Annotated in this window: 17 protein-coding genes; 12 read left to right on the forward strand and 5 right to left on the reverse strand. The window is 64.3% G+C overall.

Going from position 1 to position 17,858, the window contains the following annotated elements:
• Positions 1-4: 4 nt before the first annotated feature.
• The 3 genes from ccsB to msrQ all read left to right on the forward strand — a co-directional run bounded on the left by ccsB (position 5) and on the right by msrQ (position 3,117).
• The gene (gene ccsB / locus AB6809_RS26530; protein ID WP_371027501.1) at positions 5-1,216 is read left to right on the forward strand and encodes a c-type cytochrome biogenesis protein CcsB; all 1,212 of its coding nucleotides are present in this window, start codon (positions 5-7) and stop codon (positions 1,214-1,216) included.
• A gap of 183 nt (positions 1,217-1,399) precedes the next feature.
• Positions 1,400-2,395: a protein-methionine-sulfoxide reductase catalytic subunit MsrP gene (gene msrP / locus AB6809_RS26535; protein WP_371027502.1), complete on the forward strand. Its 996-nt coding sequence runs from the start codon at positions 1,400-1,402 to the stop codon at positions 2,393-2,395.
• 11 nt (positions 2,396-2,406) lie between these two features.
• A complete protein-coding gene (gene msrQ / locus AB6809_RS26540; RefSeq protein WP_371027503.1) occupies positions 2,407-3,117 on the forward strand; it encodes a protein-methionine-sulfoxide reductase heme-binding subunit MsrQ in 711 nt (236 codons plus the stop codon).
• A gap of 88 nt (positions 3,118-3,205) precedes the next feature.
• Here the strand turns inward: msrQ and lysA are convergent, their stop codons facing one another.
• Both lysA and AB6809_RS26550 read right to left on the reverse strand, forming a co-directional pair.
• Positions 3,206-4,468 carry a diaminopimelate decarboxylase gene (gene lysA / locus AB6809_RS26545; protein WP_371027504.1) on the reverse strand — a complete coding sequence of 421 codons (1,263 nt, stop codon included), beginning with the start codon at positions 4,466-4,468 and terminating at the stop codon, positions 3,206-3,208.
• 9 nt (positions 4,469-4,477) lie between these two features.
• On the reverse strand, positions 4,478-4,852 hold the full coding sequence (locus AB6809_RS26550) for a lipoprotein (RefSeq protein WP_371027505.1): 375 nt from the start codon (positions 4,850-4,852) through the stop codon (positions 4,478-4,480).
• A gap of 35 nt (positions 4,853-4,887) precedes the next feature.
• Between AB6809_RS26550 and cyaY the strand changes: the two genes are divergently transcribed.
• Positions 4,888-5,205, forward strand: coding sequence for an iron donor protein CyaY (cyaY, locus tag AB6809_RS26555; protein WP_006052238.1), 318 nt, complete (start codon positions 4,888-4,890; stop codon positions 5,203-5,205).
• A gap of 95 nt (positions 5,206-5,300) precedes the next feature.
• On the opposite strand, the gene AB6809_RS26560 is transcribed toward cyaY, so the two are convergent.
• Positions 5,301-7,694, reverse strand: coding sequence for a penicillin-binding protein 1A (locus AB6809_RS26560; RefSeq protein ID WP_114156524.1), 2,394 nt, complete (start codon positions 7,692-7,694; stop codon positions 5,301-5,303).
• 255 nt (positions 7,695-7,949) lie between these two features.
• Between AB6809_RS26560 and pilM the strand changes: the two genes are divergently transcribed.
• From pilM to AB6809_RS26595, 7 genes are all read left to right on the forward strand, one after another.
• Positions 7,950-8,942, forward strand: coding sequence for a type IV pilus biogenesis protein PilM (gene pilM / locus AB6809_RS26565; RefSeq protein WP_029971258.1), 993 nt, complete (start codon positions 7,950-7,952; stop codon positions 8,940-8,942).
• The gene (locus tag AB6809_RS26570; RefSeq protein WP_371027506.1) at positions 8,939-9,679 is read left to right on the forward strand and encodes a fimbrial assembly protein; all 741 of its coding nucleotides are present in this window, start codon (positions 8,939-8,941) and stop codon (positions 9,677-9,679) included. The genes pilM and AB6809_RS26570 overlap by 4 nt, the downstream gene beginning before the upstream one ends.
• Positions 9,676-10,611 carry a hypothetical protein gene (locus tag AB6809_RS26575; protein WP_371027507.1) on the forward strand — a complete coding sequence of 312 codons (936 nt, stop codon included), beginning with the start codon at positions 9,676-9,678 and terminating at the stop codon, positions 10,609-10,611. The genes AB6809_RS26570 and AB6809_RS26575 overlap by 4 nt, the downstream gene beginning before the upstream one ends.
• Positions 10,611-12,356, forward strand: coding sequence for a type IV pilus secretin PilQ (gene pilQ / locus AB6809_RS26580; protein ID WP_371027508.1), 1,746 nt, complete (start codon positions 10,611-10,613; stop codon positions 12,354-12,356). The genes AB6809_RS26575 and pilQ overlap by 1 nt, the downstream gene beginning before the upstream one ends.
• A gap of 106 nt (positions 12,357-12,462) precedes the next feature.
• Positions 12,463-13,014: a shikimate kinase AroK gene (gene aroK, locus AB6809_RS26585; RefSeq protein WP_371027509.1), complete on the forward strand. Its 552-nt coding sequence runs from the start codon at positions 12,463-12,465 to the stop codon at positions 13,012-13,014.
• A complete protein-coding gene (aroB, locus tag AB6809_RS26590; protein ID WP_006052246.1) occupies positions 13,014-14,099 on the forward strand; it encodes a 3-dehydroquinate synthase in 1,086 nt (361 codons plus the stop codon). The genes aroK and aroB overlap by 1 nt, the downstream gene beginning before the upstream one ends.
• Before the next feature lie 68 nt (positions 14,100-14,167).
• Positions 14,168-15,379, forward strand: a complete 1,212-nt coding sequence (locus AB6809_RS26595) for a deoxyguanosinetriphosphate triphosphohydrolase (protein ID WP_371027510.1) — start codon at positions 14,168-14,170, stop codon at positions 15,377-15,379.
• Between the two features lie 78 nt (positions 15,380-15,457).
• Here the strand turns inward: AB6809_RS26595 and AB6809_RS26600 are convergent, their stop codons facing one another.
• Together AB6809_RS26600 and AB6809_RS26605 are read right to left on the reverse strand one after the other, a co-directional pair.
• Positions 15,458-15,838: a YqjD family protein gene (locus AB6809_RS26600; RefSeq protein WP_006052248.1), complete on the reverse strand. Its 381-nt coding sequence runs from the start codon at positions 15,836-15,838 to the stop codon at positions 15,458-15,460.
• A gap of 384 nt (positions 15,839-16,222) precedes the next feature.
• Entirely contained in the window at positions 16,223-16,948 is a 726-nt protein-coding gene (locus AB6809_RS26605) for an OmpW family protein (protein ID WP_006052249.1), read from the reverse strand.
• A gap of 187 nt (positions 16,949-17,135) precedes the next feature.
• On the opposite strand from AB6809_RS26605, the gene AB6809_RS26610 reads away from it, so the two are divergent.
• Positions 17,136-17,843: a transposase gene (locus AB6809_RS26610; RefSeq protein WP_006052250.1), complete on the forward strand. Its 708-nt coding sequence runs from the start codon at positions 17,136-17,138 to the stop codon at positions 17,841-17,843.
• Positions 17,844-17,858 lie beyond the last annotated feature (15 nt).

Genomic DNA, 17,858 nt, shown 5'->3' on the forward strand with positions numbered 1-17,858 from the left:
TACCATGGACTTGACTCAGGTTTCCTCATCCTCTCCTTCCTCCTCCCGGCCTGCCAGGGCGGCCGCGGAGGAAGCGCTCAACGCGGCTCAATACGACGAGCGGCCGTTTCTGAAGCGGCTCGGCATTGTCGACTGGCTGTTCGCCCTCGCGATGGTCGCGGGCGCCGGGTTCGCGCTGACGCGCTATCACCCGTTCATGAATTACTACGACAAACTGGTGCTGGTGTGCTCGGTGCCGGTGTTCGTCGTGCTCGGCTGGCGCTGGAAACCGGTGCGTCCGCTGATGGCGGGAATCGCGGCGCTGTCGCTGCTGGCCATCCAGATTTATCACGGCGATCTGAGCCGCGCCGACAACGCGTTCTTCCTGAAATACTTCCTGTCGAGCCAGTCCGCGATTCTGTGGATGAGCGCGCTCTTCGTCTTCGCGACCGTGTTCTACTGGATCGGTTTGCTGTCCCGTTCGCCGACGGGCGGCGCGATCGGCTCGCGCATGGCGTGGGTTGCGGTGCTGATGGGTTTTGTCGGCCTGATGGTGCGCTGGTACGAGTCGTATCTGATCGGCGCGGACGTCGGCCATATCCCTATCTCGAACCTGTACGAAGTGTTCGTGCTGTTCAGCCTGATCACCGCGCTCTTCTATTTGTACTACGAGCAGCACTACAACACGCGCGCGCTCGGCGCCTTCGTTCTGCTGGTGATCAGCGCCGCCGTCGGCTTCCTGATGTGGTACTCGGTTGCCCGCGACGCGCAGCAGATCCAGCCGCTCGTTCCGGCTCTGCAAAGCTGGTGGATGAAGATCCACGTGCCGGCGAACTTCATCGGCTACGGCAGTTTTGCGTTGTCGGCGATGGTGGCGGTCGCGTATCTAGCCAAGGAGCGCGGCGTGCTGGCCGATCGTCTGCCGGCGCTCGAAGTGCTCGACGACGTCATGTACAAGTCGATCGCCGTCGGTTTCGCGTTCTTCACGATCGCGACGATTCTCGGCGCGCTGTGGGCGGCCGAAGCGTGGGGCGGTTACTGGAGTTGGGACCCGAAGGAAACGTGGGCGCTGATCGTCTGGCTGAATTACGCGGCCTGGCTGCATATGCGTCTGATGAAGGGGCTGCGCGGCGCGGTTGCCGCATGGTGGGCGCTGACCGGCCTGCTGGTCACGACGTTTGCGTTCCTCGGCGTGAATATGTTTCTGTCGGGGCTGCATAGTTACGGCAAGCTGTAATATCCGCCGTTCTCGACCGACAAAGAACCGCCGCGTGTTTCACACCGGCGGTTTTTTTATGGCTGGCGGAATATTTGCGCATCGAATGTGTTCGTATTGAAGAGCGCGCATGGATAGCCCGACGAGCGATCATCACCTGGCCCCGTTAGATGTTTCAACGCAAGGGCCGCAAGGAGCAGCACGATGTGGATCAAGCGAAGCGACAGGATTCAACTCACCGGCGACGATATCGCTCGCAGCGAAATCACGCCGCAGCACATTTTCGAAAACCGGCGGCGCGTGCTGCAGGCGGCCGGCGCGTTGGCGCTCGGCGGTCTGATCGGCGTGAACGGCGAAGCGCTGGCTGCGTACACGTCGACCGATCCGAAGGCGCAGAAACTCGCCGCGAAGACCAACGCGAAGTTCATCGCGCTCGACAAGATCACGCCGTTCAAGGACATCACCAGCTACAACAACTACTACGAGTTCGGCACCGATAAGTCCGACCCGGCGCAGCACGCGGGCACGCTGCGTCCGCGTCCGTGGAAGGTGAGCGTCGAAGGCGAGATCAAGAACCCGAAGGTGTACGACATCGACGAGTTGCTCAAGCTCGCGCCGCTCGAGGAGCGCGTGTATCGGCTGCGCTGCGTCGAAGGTTGGTCGATGGTGATTCCGTGGATCGGCGTGCCGCTCGCGGAGTTGATCAAGCGCGTGCAGCCGACCGGCAACGCGAAATACGTACAGTTCATCACGCTCGCGGACCCGTCGCAGATGCCGGGGCTTTCCACGCCGATACTCGACTGGCCTTATTCCGAAGGCTTGCGCATGGACGAGGCGATGAATCCGCTCACGCTGCTCACGATGGGCGTCTACGGTCAGGTGCTGCCGAATCAGAACGGCGCGCCGGTTCGCATCGTGGTGCCCTGGAAATACGGCTTCAAGAGCGCGAAGTCGCTCGTGAAAATCCGCTTTGTCGAGAAGCAGCCGCCGACGAGCTGGAACACGTACGCGTCGAGCGAGTACGGGTTTTATTCGAATGTGAATCCGAATGTCGACCACCCGCGCTGGAGTCAGGCGACCGAGCGGCGCATCGGCGAAGACGGATTTTTCACGCCGAAGCGTAAGACGTTGATGTTCAACGGTTACGGCGATCAGGTCGCGTCGCTGTATCAGGGCATGGACCTGAAGAAAAACTTCTGAGCGACATGACGATGGCTTCCGACACTCAATCCGTCGCTCGCACAGAGCGCAATGCGCCGCGAGCGCAGGCTCGCGCAACGCAGACGGCGGGCGCGACGGCGAAACGGCCGACCGCCGGCGCGCGCTGGGTCGTGCCCGCGAAAATCGCGGTGTTTATCGCGGCGTGGTATCCGCTTGCGCGCATCGTGTTGTTCGGCATGACCGACCGGCTCGGCGCCAACCCGATCGAGTTCATCACGCGTTCCACGGGTCTCTGGACGCTCGTGTTTCTGTGCATCACGCTGACCGTGACGCCGTTGCGTCGTCTGACAGGCGTCGCGGCGTTCGTGCGCTTTCGCCGCATGCTTGGGCTCTACGCGTTTTTCTACGCGACGCTGCATTTCACGACGTACCTGTGGTTCGACAAGTGGTTCGACGTCGCTGAAATCATCAAGGACATCGGCAAGCGGCCGTTCATCACCGTGGGCTTTGCCGCTTTCGTGCTATTGATCGCGTTGGCTGCCACGTCGCCGCGCGCAATGGTGCGCAAGCTCGGCCGCCGCTGGCAGACTTTGCATCGTGCGATCTACGTGATCGGAGCGCTGGCGATTCTGCATTTCTGGTGGATGAAGGCCGGCAAACACGACCTGATTCTGCCGAAGATCTACGGCGCGATCATGCTGGCGCTGCTGGGCTGGCGCCTGATCGTGTGGCTGCGAGCGCGCAGTTTGAAGCCGCGTTAGACGAGCGCGTGCCGCAAACAAAAAAGGCGATGCCACCGAGGGCATCGCCTTTTTTATTCAATCGCCGGTTGAGACGTCGCGGTGCTGGTTACGCCGGCAAGATCGCTTCGCCCGCAAACAGTTGCTGGACTTCCTCGCGAGCGCGGACCACATGCGCCTGTGTACCATCAACCATCACCTCCGCTGCGCGCGGACGCGTGTTGTAGTTCGAGCTCATCGCGAAGCCATAGGCGCCGGCCGAACGAATTGCGAGCAGATCGCCCGGCTCGACGGACAGCAGCCGCTCGCGCCCGAGCCAGTCGCCGCTTTCGCAAACGGGACCGACGATGTCGTAGACATGCGCCGGCACGTCGCGCTTAACCGCGGCGTCGATTGCGTGATACGCGTCGTACATCGCGGGACGGGCGAGATCGTTCATGGCCGCATCGACGATGGCGAAGTTCTTTTCAGCGCCCGGCTTCAGAAACTCGACGCGCGTGAGCAGCACGCCCGCATTGCCGACGAGCGAGCGGCCCGGCTCGAAGTACACCTCGCGATGGCCGTGGCCGCGCGCCTCGATCCGATCGAGCACGGTGCGCACGAACTCGCCGATGTCCGGCGGCGTCTCGTCGTCGTAAGTAATGCCCAGACCGCCGCCCACGTCGATATGACGGATCGTGACGCCGTCCTGCTCGATCTGCTCGACCAGTTCCAGAACCTTGTCGACCGCGTCGAGATAAGGCGCTATCTCGGTAATCTGCGAACCGATATGGCAGTCGATGCCGACCACCTCGAGGTTCGCCATGGCCGCGGCCGCCTGATAGGTCGCGCGCGCATCTTCGAACGCGACGCCGAACTTGTTCGACTTGAGCCCGGTGGAAATATATGGATGCGTTTTCGCGTCGACATCCGGATTCACGCGCAGCGAGACCGGCGCCTTCTTGCCCATTTGCTCAGCGACCTGGTTCAGCCGATCGAGCTCCGGTATCGACTCGACGTTAAAGCACTTGACGCCCGCCGCGAGCGCCTCGCGCATTTCGTTGGCATGCTTGCCGACGCCGGAAAACACCGTGTTTTCCGCTTTGCCGCCGGCGGCCAGCACGCGCGCCAGTTCGCCGCCCGACACGATGTCGAAGCCCGCGCCGAGGCGCGCGAACACGTTCAGCACCGCGAGATTGCTGTTGGCCTTGACGGCGACGTGCACGCTCGCGCGACGGCCGGCGCATGCGCCGGCGTACGCGTTCCACGCGGCGGTGAGCGCGGCGCGCGAATAAACATAGAGCGGCGTGCCGAACTGTTCGGCGAGCGAAACGGCGGACACGCCTTCGGCGTGAAGCACGCCGTCGACGTAGTCAAATGCAGGTCGAGTCATGCGAAGGTCTTATTGAGCGGGAGTGGCGGCGGGCTGCGAGGTCGGCTGCGAAGCTGCCTTTGAAGCCGATGCAGCGGAAGCTGCGGACGTAGGCGATGCGGACAGTTCATCTGCCGGTGCAAGCGAAAGCGGCGTGCCGGAAGTATCGGGAATGGAGTCCGAGTCGGTAGCGGTTTCTGCGCCCGGTTTCACTTCATCAGGCGACGACGGCTGCGTGCGGTCGATCGGCTTGGCCGGCGACGGCGGCACCGTGGGCAAATAGAGCGAACCGCGTTGCCCGCAACCGGTGAGCGAACCGCCGAGCGCGCAACCTGCGAGAATGGCTAAACCCGCTACAATCGCGCGGCCGGGCGCCGCCGCGCGCATCCGAGATACGACTCGCATGACTGTCCCTGAATAAATAATCGATGGAGTTTAGCATGTCCGATAGTGATTACCTGACCCGCGCGGAGGCCGCGCTAGCCGTCATCGAACGCGCTTTGGACGACACCGAGGCCGACATCGAACTCGAGCGCAGCGGCAACGTGCTGACCCTCGAGTTCGCGAATCGCTCGAAGATCATCGTCAACCTGCAACCGCCTATGAGCGAGATCTGGATCGCCGCGAAAGCGGGCGGTTTTCACTACCGTTTCGTCGACGGCGAGTGGCGCGACACGCGCAGCGGCAAGGAGTTTTTCGAGGCGCTCTCCGAATACGCGACGCAGCAGGCTGGCGAACCGGTCCACTTCGAAGCCTGAACGCAGAGTCGGGCTGTCGACGGAAAGAAGGTCAAAAAAAGCCGCCGCGCAGATCATGCGCGGCGGCTTTTTTCTTCAGCAAGCGGGGCGCTGTGTCAGTGCCCGCGGAACAGATTCATGATGTCCTGCTTCTCCTGTTCGCCGACCTGTCCCGGCGCGGCGGATGCGGCGCTCGCTTCATCGAGCGCGGCCTGGCTGATGCCGACCGTCGAGACAAAGCCGTGCCCCGGCGTGAATTCGTCGAAATACAGTTCCGAGCCGATTTCGGTCACGCCATCGGGCTTCGGCATCTTGTAGTCCGGCACGCCTTTGAGCGCGCGTCCCATGTACTCGATCCACACCGGCAACGCGAGGCCGCCGCCGGTTTCCTTGTCGCCGAGACTGCGCGGGTTGTCATAGCCGATCCACGCAATCGCCGTGAGCGTGTGCTGATAGCCGGCGAACCAGGCGTCGCGCGAATCGTTCGTCGTGCCGGTCTTGCCGCCGAGATCCGTGCGCTTGAGCGCGTTGGACTTCGCGCCCGTGCCGCGCTGCGCGACGCTTTGCAGCAGGCTGTTCATCACATACGCGTTGCGCGGCTCGATAGCGTGCGGCGCGCTTTGCTCGGCGACGAGCGGCTGTGCGTGTGCGACGACGACGCCGCGCGGATCGGTGACCTCGGCGATCAGGTACGGGTTGATCCGATAGCCGCCGTTCGCGAACACCGAGAACGCGCCCGCCATCTGCAACGGCGTGACGAGACCCGCGCCGAGCGCCATCGGCAGATACGCCGGATGACGGTCCGCATCGAAGCCGAAGCGCGTAATGTACTGCTGCGCGTACTTCGTGCCGATGTGGTTGAGGATACGAATCGACACCAGGTTTTTCGACTTCTGCAACGCGGTGCGCATGCTCATCGGCCCGTCGAAACCGCCTCCGTAGTTCTTCGGCTCCCACGGCTGGCCGCCTGTTTCCGCGGCGCTGAAAAAGAGCGGCGCGTCGTTGATGACGGTTGCCGGGCCGAGTCCCTTTTCGAGCGAAGCCGAATAGATGAACGGCTTGAAACTCGAGCCCGGCTGACGCCATGCCTGCGTGACGTGATTGAACTTGTTCTTGTTGAAGTCGAAGCCGCCGACGAGCGCACGAATCGCCCCGTCCTGCGGCACGACGGAAACGAAGGCGCCTTCGACTTGCGGCAACTGCGTGATTGCCCACTCGCCTTCGTCGTTCTTCACGAGACGAATGATCGCGCCGGGCCGCAGCCGCTGATTCGGCTGCGCGCGTGCGCTTAGCGCCGATTGCGCGAAGCGCAGGCCGTCGCCCTGAATGGTCGCCACATTGCCGTCGATAAACGTGGCCTGCACCTGCTTCGGGCTCGCCGCGGTCACGACTGCCGCAATGATTTCGCCGTTATCCGGATGCTCGAGCAGCGCGTCGTCGATGGCCTGCTCGCGGTCGTCCGCGTCCGACGGCAAGTCGATGAACGCCTCCGGGCCGCGGTAACCGTGGCGCCGCTCGTAGTCCATCAAACCTTTGCGCAACGCGCGATAGGCGACGTCCTGATCGGCGGAGTCGATCGTCGTCACGACGTTCAGGCCGCGCGTGTACGCTTCCTCGCGGTACTGCGCGTACATCATCTGCCGCACCATTTCCGCGACATACTCCGCGTGCACGCTGAATTCCTTGCCGGCGCCCTTCACGACAAGCGGCTGACGGCTCGCTTCGTCGTACTGCTGCTGGTTGATGTAATGCAGCTCGTACATGCGCTGAAGGATGTACTCCTGGCGCACCTTCGCGCGCTTCGGATTCACCACGGGGTTATACGCGGACGGCGCCTTCGGCAAGCCGGCCAGCATCGCAGATTCCGCGAGCGTCAGGTCCTTCAGATCCTTGCCGAAATACACGCGTGCCGCGCTCGCGAACCCATATGCGCGCTGACCCAGATAGATCTGATTCATATACACCTCGAGAATCTGATCCTTGCTGAGCTTCGACTCGATCTTGTACGCGAGCAGCATCTCGTAGATCTTGCGCGTATAGGTCTTCTCGCTGGAGAGAAAGAAGTTGCGCGCGACCTGCATCGTGATCGTGCTCGCGCCTTGCGTCGCGTGGCCGTTGGTCAGCGCGACGAAGCCGGCGCGCGCGATGCCCGTCAGGTCGACGCCGCCGTGGTCGTAAAAGCGCGCGTCTTCAATGGCGAGCACGGCCTTCTTCAGGCTGTCGGGCACGTCCTGAATGCGGACGATGTCGCGGCGTTCTTCGCCGAACTCACCGATCAGCACGTGATCGGCCGTATAGATGCGCAGCGGCACTTTCGGCCGGTAGTCGGTGAGCGCTTCGAGCGAGGGCAGGTTAGGCGTCGCGACCACGAGCGCATAACCGAGCACCAGCAGCACGCACGCGATGCCCGCGACGATCAGGCCAAAAAACCCAAGCAGGAGCTTGAGCCACAACGGGCGTTTGCGCTTAGGCGGCGCGGGCGGCGGAGAGGTGGGAGACGTGGATTGCATATAGGCACCAAAAAACAGTCCCGCGATTATAGCCGCCCCGCTTTTCAGCTTTCGGCATGCTTACTGACAGTTCTTTACAAGTCTCCGCGCCACGTTGAATGAGGCTTCACTGTAGCTGCTTTGACGATCGCCGGCGCGTCGGTTTCGACGACGTTGGCCGTTTGGCTGAGTGTCGCTCAGACGCGCCGATGCGCACAATTCTTCCTCGCTGCTCGCGTTCGAATCGTTCGCCGCGCGAGTCTCAGGGAGGGCGTGATGACAATAAGAAGTTCATGGCTGGAAGCTGTGCAGGCGGGTATGCAGCGTTTCGCTGCGGGTATCGACGTGAGTTCGCAGGACGTGCGGCTCGTCGTGGTGAGTCAGCGTGCGCGAGCCTGCGCGTCGTTGCAGATCGAATATGTGCGCACGGTGCCGTTGCCGCCGAATGCAATGGCCGGCATCGAGATCGCGGATCGCCAAGCGGTCTCGCGCGCGTTGCGCGATGCGTTTGCCGATCTGCCTCATTCATGCGCGACGTCCGCATTGCGATGCGCGATGGCGGTGCCCGCGTCCGCGACGCTGACCGCTACGGTCCCGCTCGCACGCCTCGCCGTGCAAAGCGGTGGCGCCGAAGACGGCGGATATGAACTCGCCGAACTCGAACCGGCGGTGATGAGCGAAGTGGAACGCATCGCGGGGCTCGAGCGGCATGCATTGGCCGTCGACTGGTTTGTCGATGACCGGCCGTCGCCGGTTCGTTCGGTGACGATTGCCGCGACCGCGCGTCAGCATATCGAAGCGCGCATCGAATGCGCGGCGGCCGCGGGCATTTCGCTGACCGCGATAGACGGCGAGCCGCATGCCGCGCTGCGTGCGATGCGCTACGCGGCGAGTCGCGAGCTCGATCCACATGAACCGTATGTGGCGTTGTGGATCGGCGCCGACGGCGTGCAAGGCTGGCGTCTCGTCGACGACAGCGTCGCCGCCGAAATGCGCTATCCCGCGCCTGAGCATTCCGATCTCGCCGATGCATTGCGCGATCTGGCGCATGGCCCGGAGTGCGACTGTGCGCTGGTGGGCGGCGAGCTCGATCTGTTGGAGGGCGTCGGCTTCTCGATGGCGGATATCGCGGATGTTCTCGGCTGCACCGTGTTGCCGTTCGAGTGCGGCGCATTGGGCGGCGTCGCGCGCAAGCTGAGCGATCCGCTGCTGCACGAACCGGCAGGCGCCGTTGCATTCGGGCTTGCATTGCGCGGGGTGCTCGAATGAGCGCGGCCGCTTTCGATGCAGGGCGTCTCGGCGCGGCGGCGCAATCGCATGTCGCGCGCGATATGCGCCGGCTGCGCGCCGCGCATTCGTTCACGCCGAGGCTCGGCGGTTTCAATCTGCTGCCGCACAGACAACGCGACGCGCGGCTTGCGCGTCGGCGGTGCGTCCTTCTATGGGCCGCCGCCGCGTTGGCCGGCTGCGCTGCTGTGATTGCGCTCGCCGGATATCAGATGGTCGAGAAAGCGCGGCTCGATGCGCAGCGCGAGTCGGCCGAGCAGGCGCTTGCGCAGCTCGCCGCGCCGCTGGCGGAGCATACGAAGCTGCTGCGCGCGCGCGACAGGCAACGCGATGAAGCCGCCCGCGCAAAACGTCTCGCCGAGCCGCTCACCTATTTGCGCGATCTGCTCGATGCGCTGAGTTTCGAACCTGGCGACGGTGTGCTGTTGCAGCAGCTTCGCCAGCGCGAGCATGAGACCGAACTCGTGGCGAGTTCGCGAGCGCACATCGATTCCGCGCAGTGGCTCAAGCGCCTCGGTGCGATACGCGGCGTGGAGAGCGCGGAGATGAGCGAATCGCATCGCGCGTCGGGCAAGGCGAATGCCGCGGCGAGCACTGCCGGCTCAACGGAGTTCGGTGCCCGCCTGCGCTGGGAGCACACCATAAAAAATACGGCCGAGCATGCGGGCCTGGCGGCATCGCGGAAAACGAGCGCCGATCACAGCGGAGGTTTGAAATGAGTACGACGTTTATCGACTTCGGCGGCGCGCAACAGCCAGGTTCCATGCTGGCGCATTGGATCAAACGTGCGCGCGCGCCGCTTCATACGTGGAGCAGGCGTCGCCGCTGGGCGGTTGCGTTGCTGATTGCGCTGGTGGTGTTCGGCCTCGGCGCGCATGGATGGATCGTGGCCGATCTCGGGCGCCTCGAAGCAAGCCGCGCGGCGCTGCATGCGAGCGCGCAGCGTCTCGCGGAGGCAAAGCGTGCGCTTTTGCAATTGCCCGCGTTGCGTCGCGAAGCCGATGCGGCGAGCGGAACGACAGGAGGCGCGTGGCCGTCGCGGGCGCAATGGACTTCGGCGGATGACGTGCGCGTCGTCTCCGAACTCGCCGCGCAAAACGGCGTGATGTTGCTGGCCGTGGAGCCCGGTACCGCGAGCGGCACGGGCGCACAAAGCGAGCGACCGTTGCAGTTCTCGGCGCATACGGACTTCGTTCATCTGATGTCGTTTCTGCGTGGCTTGACGGAGTTGCCGGTGCTGATGGTTCCCGTCGACGTCACGATCAAGCGCGATGCGGCGTCGCTCTCGGTGAACGCGACGCTGCGCGTGTACAGCGGCTTGCGCCCGGCGCCCGCGAGCCTCTCGGTGCAGGAGCTCGCCGACGCAAGCCTTGATTCGGATGACGAAGAAGATGTCGTGTTCTTCGACCCGTTCTCGCCCGCCCAGATGCAGGCCGCGATCGACTTGCCTGGGCTCGCGCAACTGCGCCTCGTTGGATTGCTGCATGACCGTGCGCGCGGTCTGGCGTTAGTCGATACGCCGGACGGCGCAGCGACTGTCGCGTCCGGTCAGCAGATCGGCGACGAGCGCTTCACGCGCTTCGATGCGTCGGGTATCACGCTCGCCCGAGGTGATGCGACGCGCACGCTGCTGCTCGCGGAGGCATCGTGATGAGCATCAGGAAGGTCTTGTGTGCCGCCGCGCGGTCGATGGTGGGGGCTGTTTTCCAACGTGTGGCCCGCGCATGCTCTGGCTTTGGCCTGTCGATCAGCGTGCATCTCAGCGTGTGCGTCAGCATCGCAATCGGCGTGGCGCTCAGTGCGGGCATCGCGCAGGCGGCGATTCCATCGCTGCCACCGTTGCCTGCCTATCTGCCGCTCGACGACACACCGGCGCAGTCCGACGCGCGCTACGATGCCCCGCCGCTGCCACGCGGCGAAGTCGCGCAAACGCCGAACCCGTTCCGCGACGATTCTCCCGATGACACGGCGGTCTCGCACACGACGCCTGCGCTGGCCGGCCCAACCCGCACGGACGATGCAACCGACCCCGCCGACGGCTCCGCGCCTCTTGGCCCGCAAGCGGCAGCATTAAGCCGCGAGGCCGCTGCGACATCATCCGCGCTCGAAGGCCCGCCCGTCCCGTTGCCGCCGCTCGCACGCCTGAGCGGCGCGCCGAAAACCGCCGCCGACGCCTCGCTAGCCGCCGACGACAAGCCGATCTCGCTGAACTTCCAGCGCGCCGAGCTGGGCGCGGTGCTGAATGCGTTCGCGCAATTCACCGGCTTGAACATCGTCGCGAGCGAGAGAGTGCGCGGCGCGGTGTCGCTGCGCCTCGACAAAGTGCCGTGGCGCGTCGCGTTCGACACGCTGCTCGACGTTCACGGCCTCGCGATGGAGCGCCACGGCAACGTCGTGTGGGTCGCGCCCATCGCGGATCTGGCGGCGCGCGAGCGGCAGCGCTACGAGGCCCACGCGCGGGCCGCCGATCTCGAACCGCTCGCGAGCCGCACATTCCAGTTGCACTATGCACGCGCCGAAGACGTGCGGCGTCTGTTGACCGGCTCGGGCAACCAGCGCGTGCTGTCAAAGCGCGGCGCTGTGACCGCCGATCCGCGCACGAATCTGCTGTTCGTGACCGACCTGGAGGGCCGCCTCGCGCAGATAGCCGCGCTGCTTGCTTCCGTCGACCGGCCGACGCGGCAGGTGCTGATCGAGGCGCGCATCGTCGAAGGCGAGCATGGTTTTTCGCGCAATCTCGGCGTGCGGCTTTCGATGGCGGGCACCAGCGCCGACGGCACCACGCGTGGCCTCAGCGGCGGCAAGGACGGGCTGGTCGCCGATCTGTCCGCGCGGCCGATCGCGGGCTTCGACGCCGCCACGGCCGGGCTCACGCTGTTCGCGGCGGGCGCGACGCGGCTTCTGAACATCGAATTGAGCGCGCTCGAGGCCGAGGGGCGTGGAGAGGTCGTTTCAAGCCCCCGCGTCGTTACGGCCGACCGGATGAAGGCCGTGGTCGAGCAGGGCACCGAACTGCCGTATCAGGCGAAAGTCGGGCAGGGCGTGTCGGGCGTGCAGTTCCGGCGGGCCACGCTGAAGCTCGAAGTCGAGCCGCAGATCATGCCGGACGGCCGCGTCGTGCTGGACCTCGATGTGGCCAAGGACAGCGTCGGCGAACAGACCGACGCCGGTCCCGCGATCAACACCAAGCATGTGCAAACCCGGGTCGAAGTGGAAGATGGTGGTACGGTGTCGATCGGCGGAATCTACGCGACGGACGGTCGCGACGATGTGACTCGGGTGCCGCTCCTGGGCAAAATACCGGTTTTAGGCGCGCTTTTCCGCCATCGGGCTCATCGCGACCAGCGCAGCGAACTGGCTGTTTTCATCACGCCGCGCGTCGTTCAGACGAATTGAGGGCACGCGCCCGCCGCTCGAAAGCGGCGGCGCGCAGGCTCGACAAGGCAGCCGCTTTGCCAGTAAGCTGCGGCACGAACCATACCGGATTAGCCAGAGGACACCGTTGCAAGCGCGGGACGCACACGCCAATGTATTTTTTGTAGGGCTCATGGGGGCAGGAAAGACCACCGTGGGCCGGGCCATTGCGCGCCGTCTCGATCGCCCGTTCTTCGATTCGGACCATGAAATCGAAGCGCGTACGGGCGCACGCATTCCGGTCATCTTCGAGCTCGAGGGCGAAGCCGGCTTTCGCGACCGCGAAGCGAGCGTCATTTCGGAACTCACGGAGCGCGACAACATCGTGCTGGCAACCGGCGGCGGCGCCGTGCTTCGGCCGGAAAACCGCGCGGCGCTGCAAAACCGCGGCGTCGTGATTTACCTGCGCGCGAATCCGCACGATCTGTGGCTGCGCACGCGGCGCGACAAGAATCGTCCGCTGCTGCAAACCGACGACCCGAAAGCGCGGCTCGAAGCGCTCTACGAAGTGCGCGATCCGCTCTACCGCGAGTGCGCGCACTTTGTGATTGAAACAGGCCGGCCTTCGGTCAACGGACTCGTCAATATGGTTCTGATGCAGCTCGAGATGGCCGGCGTCGCCAAACATCCTGCGTCATAATGGGCCGTATGATTACCGTCAACGTCGAACTGGGCGAACGCGCCTACCCCATCCATATCGGCGCCGATCTCATCGGCCAGACTGCGCTGTTCGCGCCGCACATTGCGGGCAATTCGGTCACGATCGTCACCAACACCACCGTCGATCCGCTCTATGGCGACACGCTGCGCGCGGCGCTTGCGCCGCTCGGCAAGCAGGTGTCCACGGTCGTGTTGCCCGACGGCGAGGCGTACAAGAACCTCGAAACGCTGAACCTGATTTTCGACGCGCTGCTCGGTTCGCGCGCCGACCGCAAGACGACGCTGATCGCGTTGGGCGGCGGCGTGATCGGCGATATGACGGGTTTTGCGGCGGCCTGCTATATGCGCGGCGTGCCGTTCATCCAGGTGCCGACCACGCTGCTCTCGCAGGTGGATTCGTCGGTGGGCGGCAAGACGGGCATCAATCATCCGCTCGGCAAGAACATGATCGGCGCGTTTTATCAGCCGCAGGCGGTGATCGCCGACATCGGCGCATTGCGCACGTTGCCCGCGCGCGAACTGGCCGCGGGCATCGCCGAGGTCATCAAGACCGGCGCGATTGCCGACGCCGGCTTTTTCCGCTGGATCGAGGCCAACGTCGAGGCGTTGAACGGCTGCGAACCCACGGCGCTCGCGGAGGCGGTCAAGCGCTCGTGCGAGATCAAGGCGTCGGTGGTCGCGCAGGACGAGCGCGAAGGCGGGCTGCGCGCCATTCTCAACTTCGGCCACACGTTCGGTCACGCGATCGAAGCGGGCCTTGGCTACGGCGAGTGGCTGCACGGCGAGGCCGTCGGCTGCGGAATGGTGATGGCGGCGGATCTGTCCGTGCGTCTCGGCTATCTCGACGAAGCGTCGCGCAAGCGGCTCGTCGACGTGATCGTCGCCGCGCATTTGCCGACCCGCGCGCCCGCGCTCGGCGAATCGCGCTACATCGAACTTATGCAGGTCGACAAGAAGGCGGAAGCCGGCGCGATCAAGTTCATTCTGCTGAAGCGTTTCGGTGAGACGCTCATCACCCAGGCGCCCGACGCCGAGGTGCACGCCACGCTGGCCGCCGCCGTCTGACACGCGGACATTCCAGCAAGGCGCCGCGCACGGCGTCGAGCGGCGCCGCCCATGTTTCGGAGAAGCCGGTGACAGACAGGCGCAGCGACGATGTAAAGCAGCAACCCGCCGCAGCCGCGGCCGCGGCCGCGCTCGGCGCGCTCACGCAGGAAGCGCTCGAAGCGCATCTCGCGCCGTATGCCGCGCACTCGGCGCATTCGCGCGGGCGCCGCTATCCGGAAGCCCCGCCGAGCGCGCGCACCGAGTTCCAGCGCGACCGCGACCGCATCGTTCATTCGACCGCGTTCCGCCGCCTCGAATACAAGACGCAGGTGTTCGTGAACCATGAGGGCGACCTGTTCCGCACGCGTCTCACGCATAGTCTGGAAGTCGCGCAGATCGCGCGCTCCGTGGCGCGTAACCTGCGCGTGAACGAAGACCTCGTCGAAGCCATTTCTCTTGCCCACGATCTCGGCCACACGCCGTTCGGCCATGCCGGCCAGGACGCGCTGAACGAGTGCATGCGCGAGCACGGCGGCTTCGAGCACAATCTGCAAAGCCTCGCAGTGGTGGACGATCTCGAGGAGCACTATGGCGCGTACAACGGCCTGAACCTGTGTTTCGAAACGCGCGAAGGCATTCTCAAGCATTGCTCACGTGAGAATGCGCGGCGGCTCGGCGCTTTAGGCGAGCGGTTTCTCGAAGGGCGTCAGCCGTCCATCGAAGCGCAGATCGCGAATGTCGCCGATGAAATCGCCTACAACAATCACGATGTCGACGACGGCCTGCGCTCGGGTCTACTGACCGTCGAGCAACTCGCCGAAGTCGAGCTTTGGCAAACGCACTTCGAAGCGGCGCGGCGCGATTTCCCGCAGATCGAAGGCCGCAGGCTGATTCACGAGACGGTGCGGCGCATCATCAATACGCTGATCGTCGATCTTATCGACACGACCAAGCTGAACCTTGCGCATCATGCGCCGGATTCGCTCGACGCCGTGCGCGCGGCGCCGGCGCTCGTCGCGCATAGCGAGCCGATCGCGGCTCAGGCGGCGGCGCTCAAGCGCTTTCTGTTCAAGAACCTGTACCGCCATTACCGCGTGATGCGGATGGCCAACAAGGCGCGCCGCGTCGTCGTCGGTCTGTTCGACGCGTTCACCGACGATCCGCGGCTCCTGCCGCCCGGCTATCAGTCGACCGACGCCGCGCTGCAACCGCGCCTGATCGCGCATTACATCGCGGGCATGACGGACCGCTATGCGCTGAAGGAGTATCAGCGCCTTTTCGTCATCGACGACAACTGAGCGGCCACGACGGCGACGCCGTAGCGTGCCGCGGTGGCCGCGCGCCCGGCAAGCGCGCGTTCGCACTAGCCGCGCCTGTCAGCGCACCCGCGAGGCAAACAGCGCGCCTACGATCAACGCGACGCCGCCGACAATCGCCAGCGTCTGCCACGGATTCTCATGCACGTAGTCGTCGGCATCGGCTAGCGCGACGTTGGCGCGTTCGCGCACGGCTTCGCGCGTGTCGCTTAAACGGGCGCGCGCGTTGTCGAGCTGCTTGCGCAATTTGCCGCGCAGTGCGACGGCGTCGGCCTGCGTGCCGTCCGCCAGGGTGGATTCAAGCTCGGACATCAGCGTGCGCAGTTCGCCTGCAATGTCTTCTGCCGCGTGGCGGCTGTGTCGCGCAATGCGTCGCGCGCGGCGGCTCGTGCTGGTCCAGGATTCGCCGAGGGCGTCTCGCGTATTCGGAAGTGCTGTCATGGTCGCTCCGTCGATGAGGGTGAAAAAGGCCCACGTTCACGGTTGCGTTAAACCTGATCGCAACGCAGGAAACACCAGCAGAACGCAACTTCGGTGCCACAGCCGAATGCTCCGCCCACGGCGGCGCGCGCCGAATTTCCTCAGCACATATTGCCTTCGCGACGGGTCAAATTTACAAACGCAGCGGCAACGGGACGCGCGGCATCGGTAAAGCCGGCGCGGTGGCTCGCCGCGCGCACAAAATAAAAAACGCCGCCATTGGATGAATGACGGCGTTGTTCAAGCCCCCGAAATTCGACTACCCTAATCGCACGGCATAGTTTCATGCCCGCGCGTTGAACGCTGTGCGAAGCGGGCGTTTGGAGCGACTGCAAAAAGCGAGTGTTAAAAGCGGTAACCGATATTGACGTAGGTAACGATCGGGTTCAGCTTGATCTTGGTTTCCGATTGCACATTGAGCGTGCCGACCGGCGTCTTCGCCTGCGTGTTCAGTTTGGCCGTCGTGCTGAGCGGCAGGTACGACACCGAAGCGCCTGCGAACCAGTGCTCGTTGAACGCGTAAGTGAAACCCAGATTAAACACCGGCTCCCACGAACTATCCGTAGTGACGCTGGTCGGACCATGCAGGACGTTTGCCTGAAATGCGCCGTTGGTGATCTTCTCGTCGGTGAACCAGATACGGCTCACGCCGATACCGAGATACGGACGGAACGTAGCGGTGGGGGCGTTGAAGTAGTACTTGAACAGCAGCGTCGGGCTCCACTGTTTCGCCTGCCCGATCTTGCCGAATTGTTCGAGGCTGCCGCTGCCGTTCAGGTCGAACGAAGGCGGATAGCCAACCACGAATTCGGTCGCGATATGGTCGGTGATGAAGTAGCCAAGAGCCAGGCCGATGGTGTCGGCCGAACTCAGCGTTGCTCCGGTGTTCGGTTCGGTGATGTTGGTCGGACTACCGCCGATGCTCGTCACTTTCAGGGGCTTGCTGCTCGATTGAGGCGCAAGATGGAACCAGCCTGTTGTGACGGTAAAGCTACCGGCCGATTGTGCGTATGCTGCCGTTGTCATGCCGGCTAGCATCGCGGTCCCCACTACGGCCTGTTTTAATTTCATATGTGCTCCTCCAAAAAAGGCCCGCTCATTATGAACACAACGTTTGAAACTAACCATACGCGGCGGTTAGAGTTTTCTCCCTAAGCCACGCGCGCTTTCTGGCCTGGCCGCGCCGCGCCGAATCTCCGGCGCATGCGGCTCTTCGGACCTTCGGGTATGTACCAACGCGACTATCGGATACTTCAGCATGGCACGGCTTGCACGTCTTTATGTTCCTGACCAGCCGCAGCACGTCATCCTCCGCGGACTCGATCAGCAGCCTGCGTTCGTCGACGACCAGGACTATGAATTGTTCATCGACTGTTTGAAAGCGGCTTCCCGCGACCATCACCTGTCGATCCACGCTTATGCGTTGATGCCGGGCGCGGTTCAACTGCTCGTCACGCCGACCGAGGAGTCGAGTCTGCCCAAGGCGATGCAGGCGGTGGGGCGCCGCTATGTGGCGCACTTCAACCGTCGCTACGCGCGGCGCGGCACGCTGTGGGAAGGGCGTTATCGCGCCACGGTGATCGAGGGCGAGCGGTACTTTCTGCTGGCGAGCCGCGTCGTCGAAATGTGTCCGGTGCGCATGCAGCTCGTGAGCGCGCCGGAAGACTACCGGTGGTCGAGCTACCGGCACCACATCGGTCTCACGCTCGACAGCCTGATCACCGACCATCCGCTTTACTGGTCGCTCGGCAATACGCCGTTCGAGCGGCAGCGCGCGTACCGCGAGCTCTGCGAGCAGCCGCTCGACGAACGCGAGGCAAGCCAGCTTCAGCAGGCCACGTTAAAGGGCTGGGTGCTCGGCAGCGACACGTATCGCGAATGGGCGGCGCGCGCGGCGAACCGGCGCGTGTCTCCGTTGCCGCGCGGACGGCCGCGCAAAGTCCGCGAGACGCCGCAGACGCAATAAACGCAGCGAGCGCCC

The sequence above is a fragment of the Paraburkholderia sp. RCC_158 genome (genome assembly GCF_041355255.1).
Classification (GTDB): Bacteria; Pseudomonadota; Gammaproteobacteria; order Burkholderiales; family Burkholderiaceae; genus Paraburkholderia; species Paraburkholderia graminis.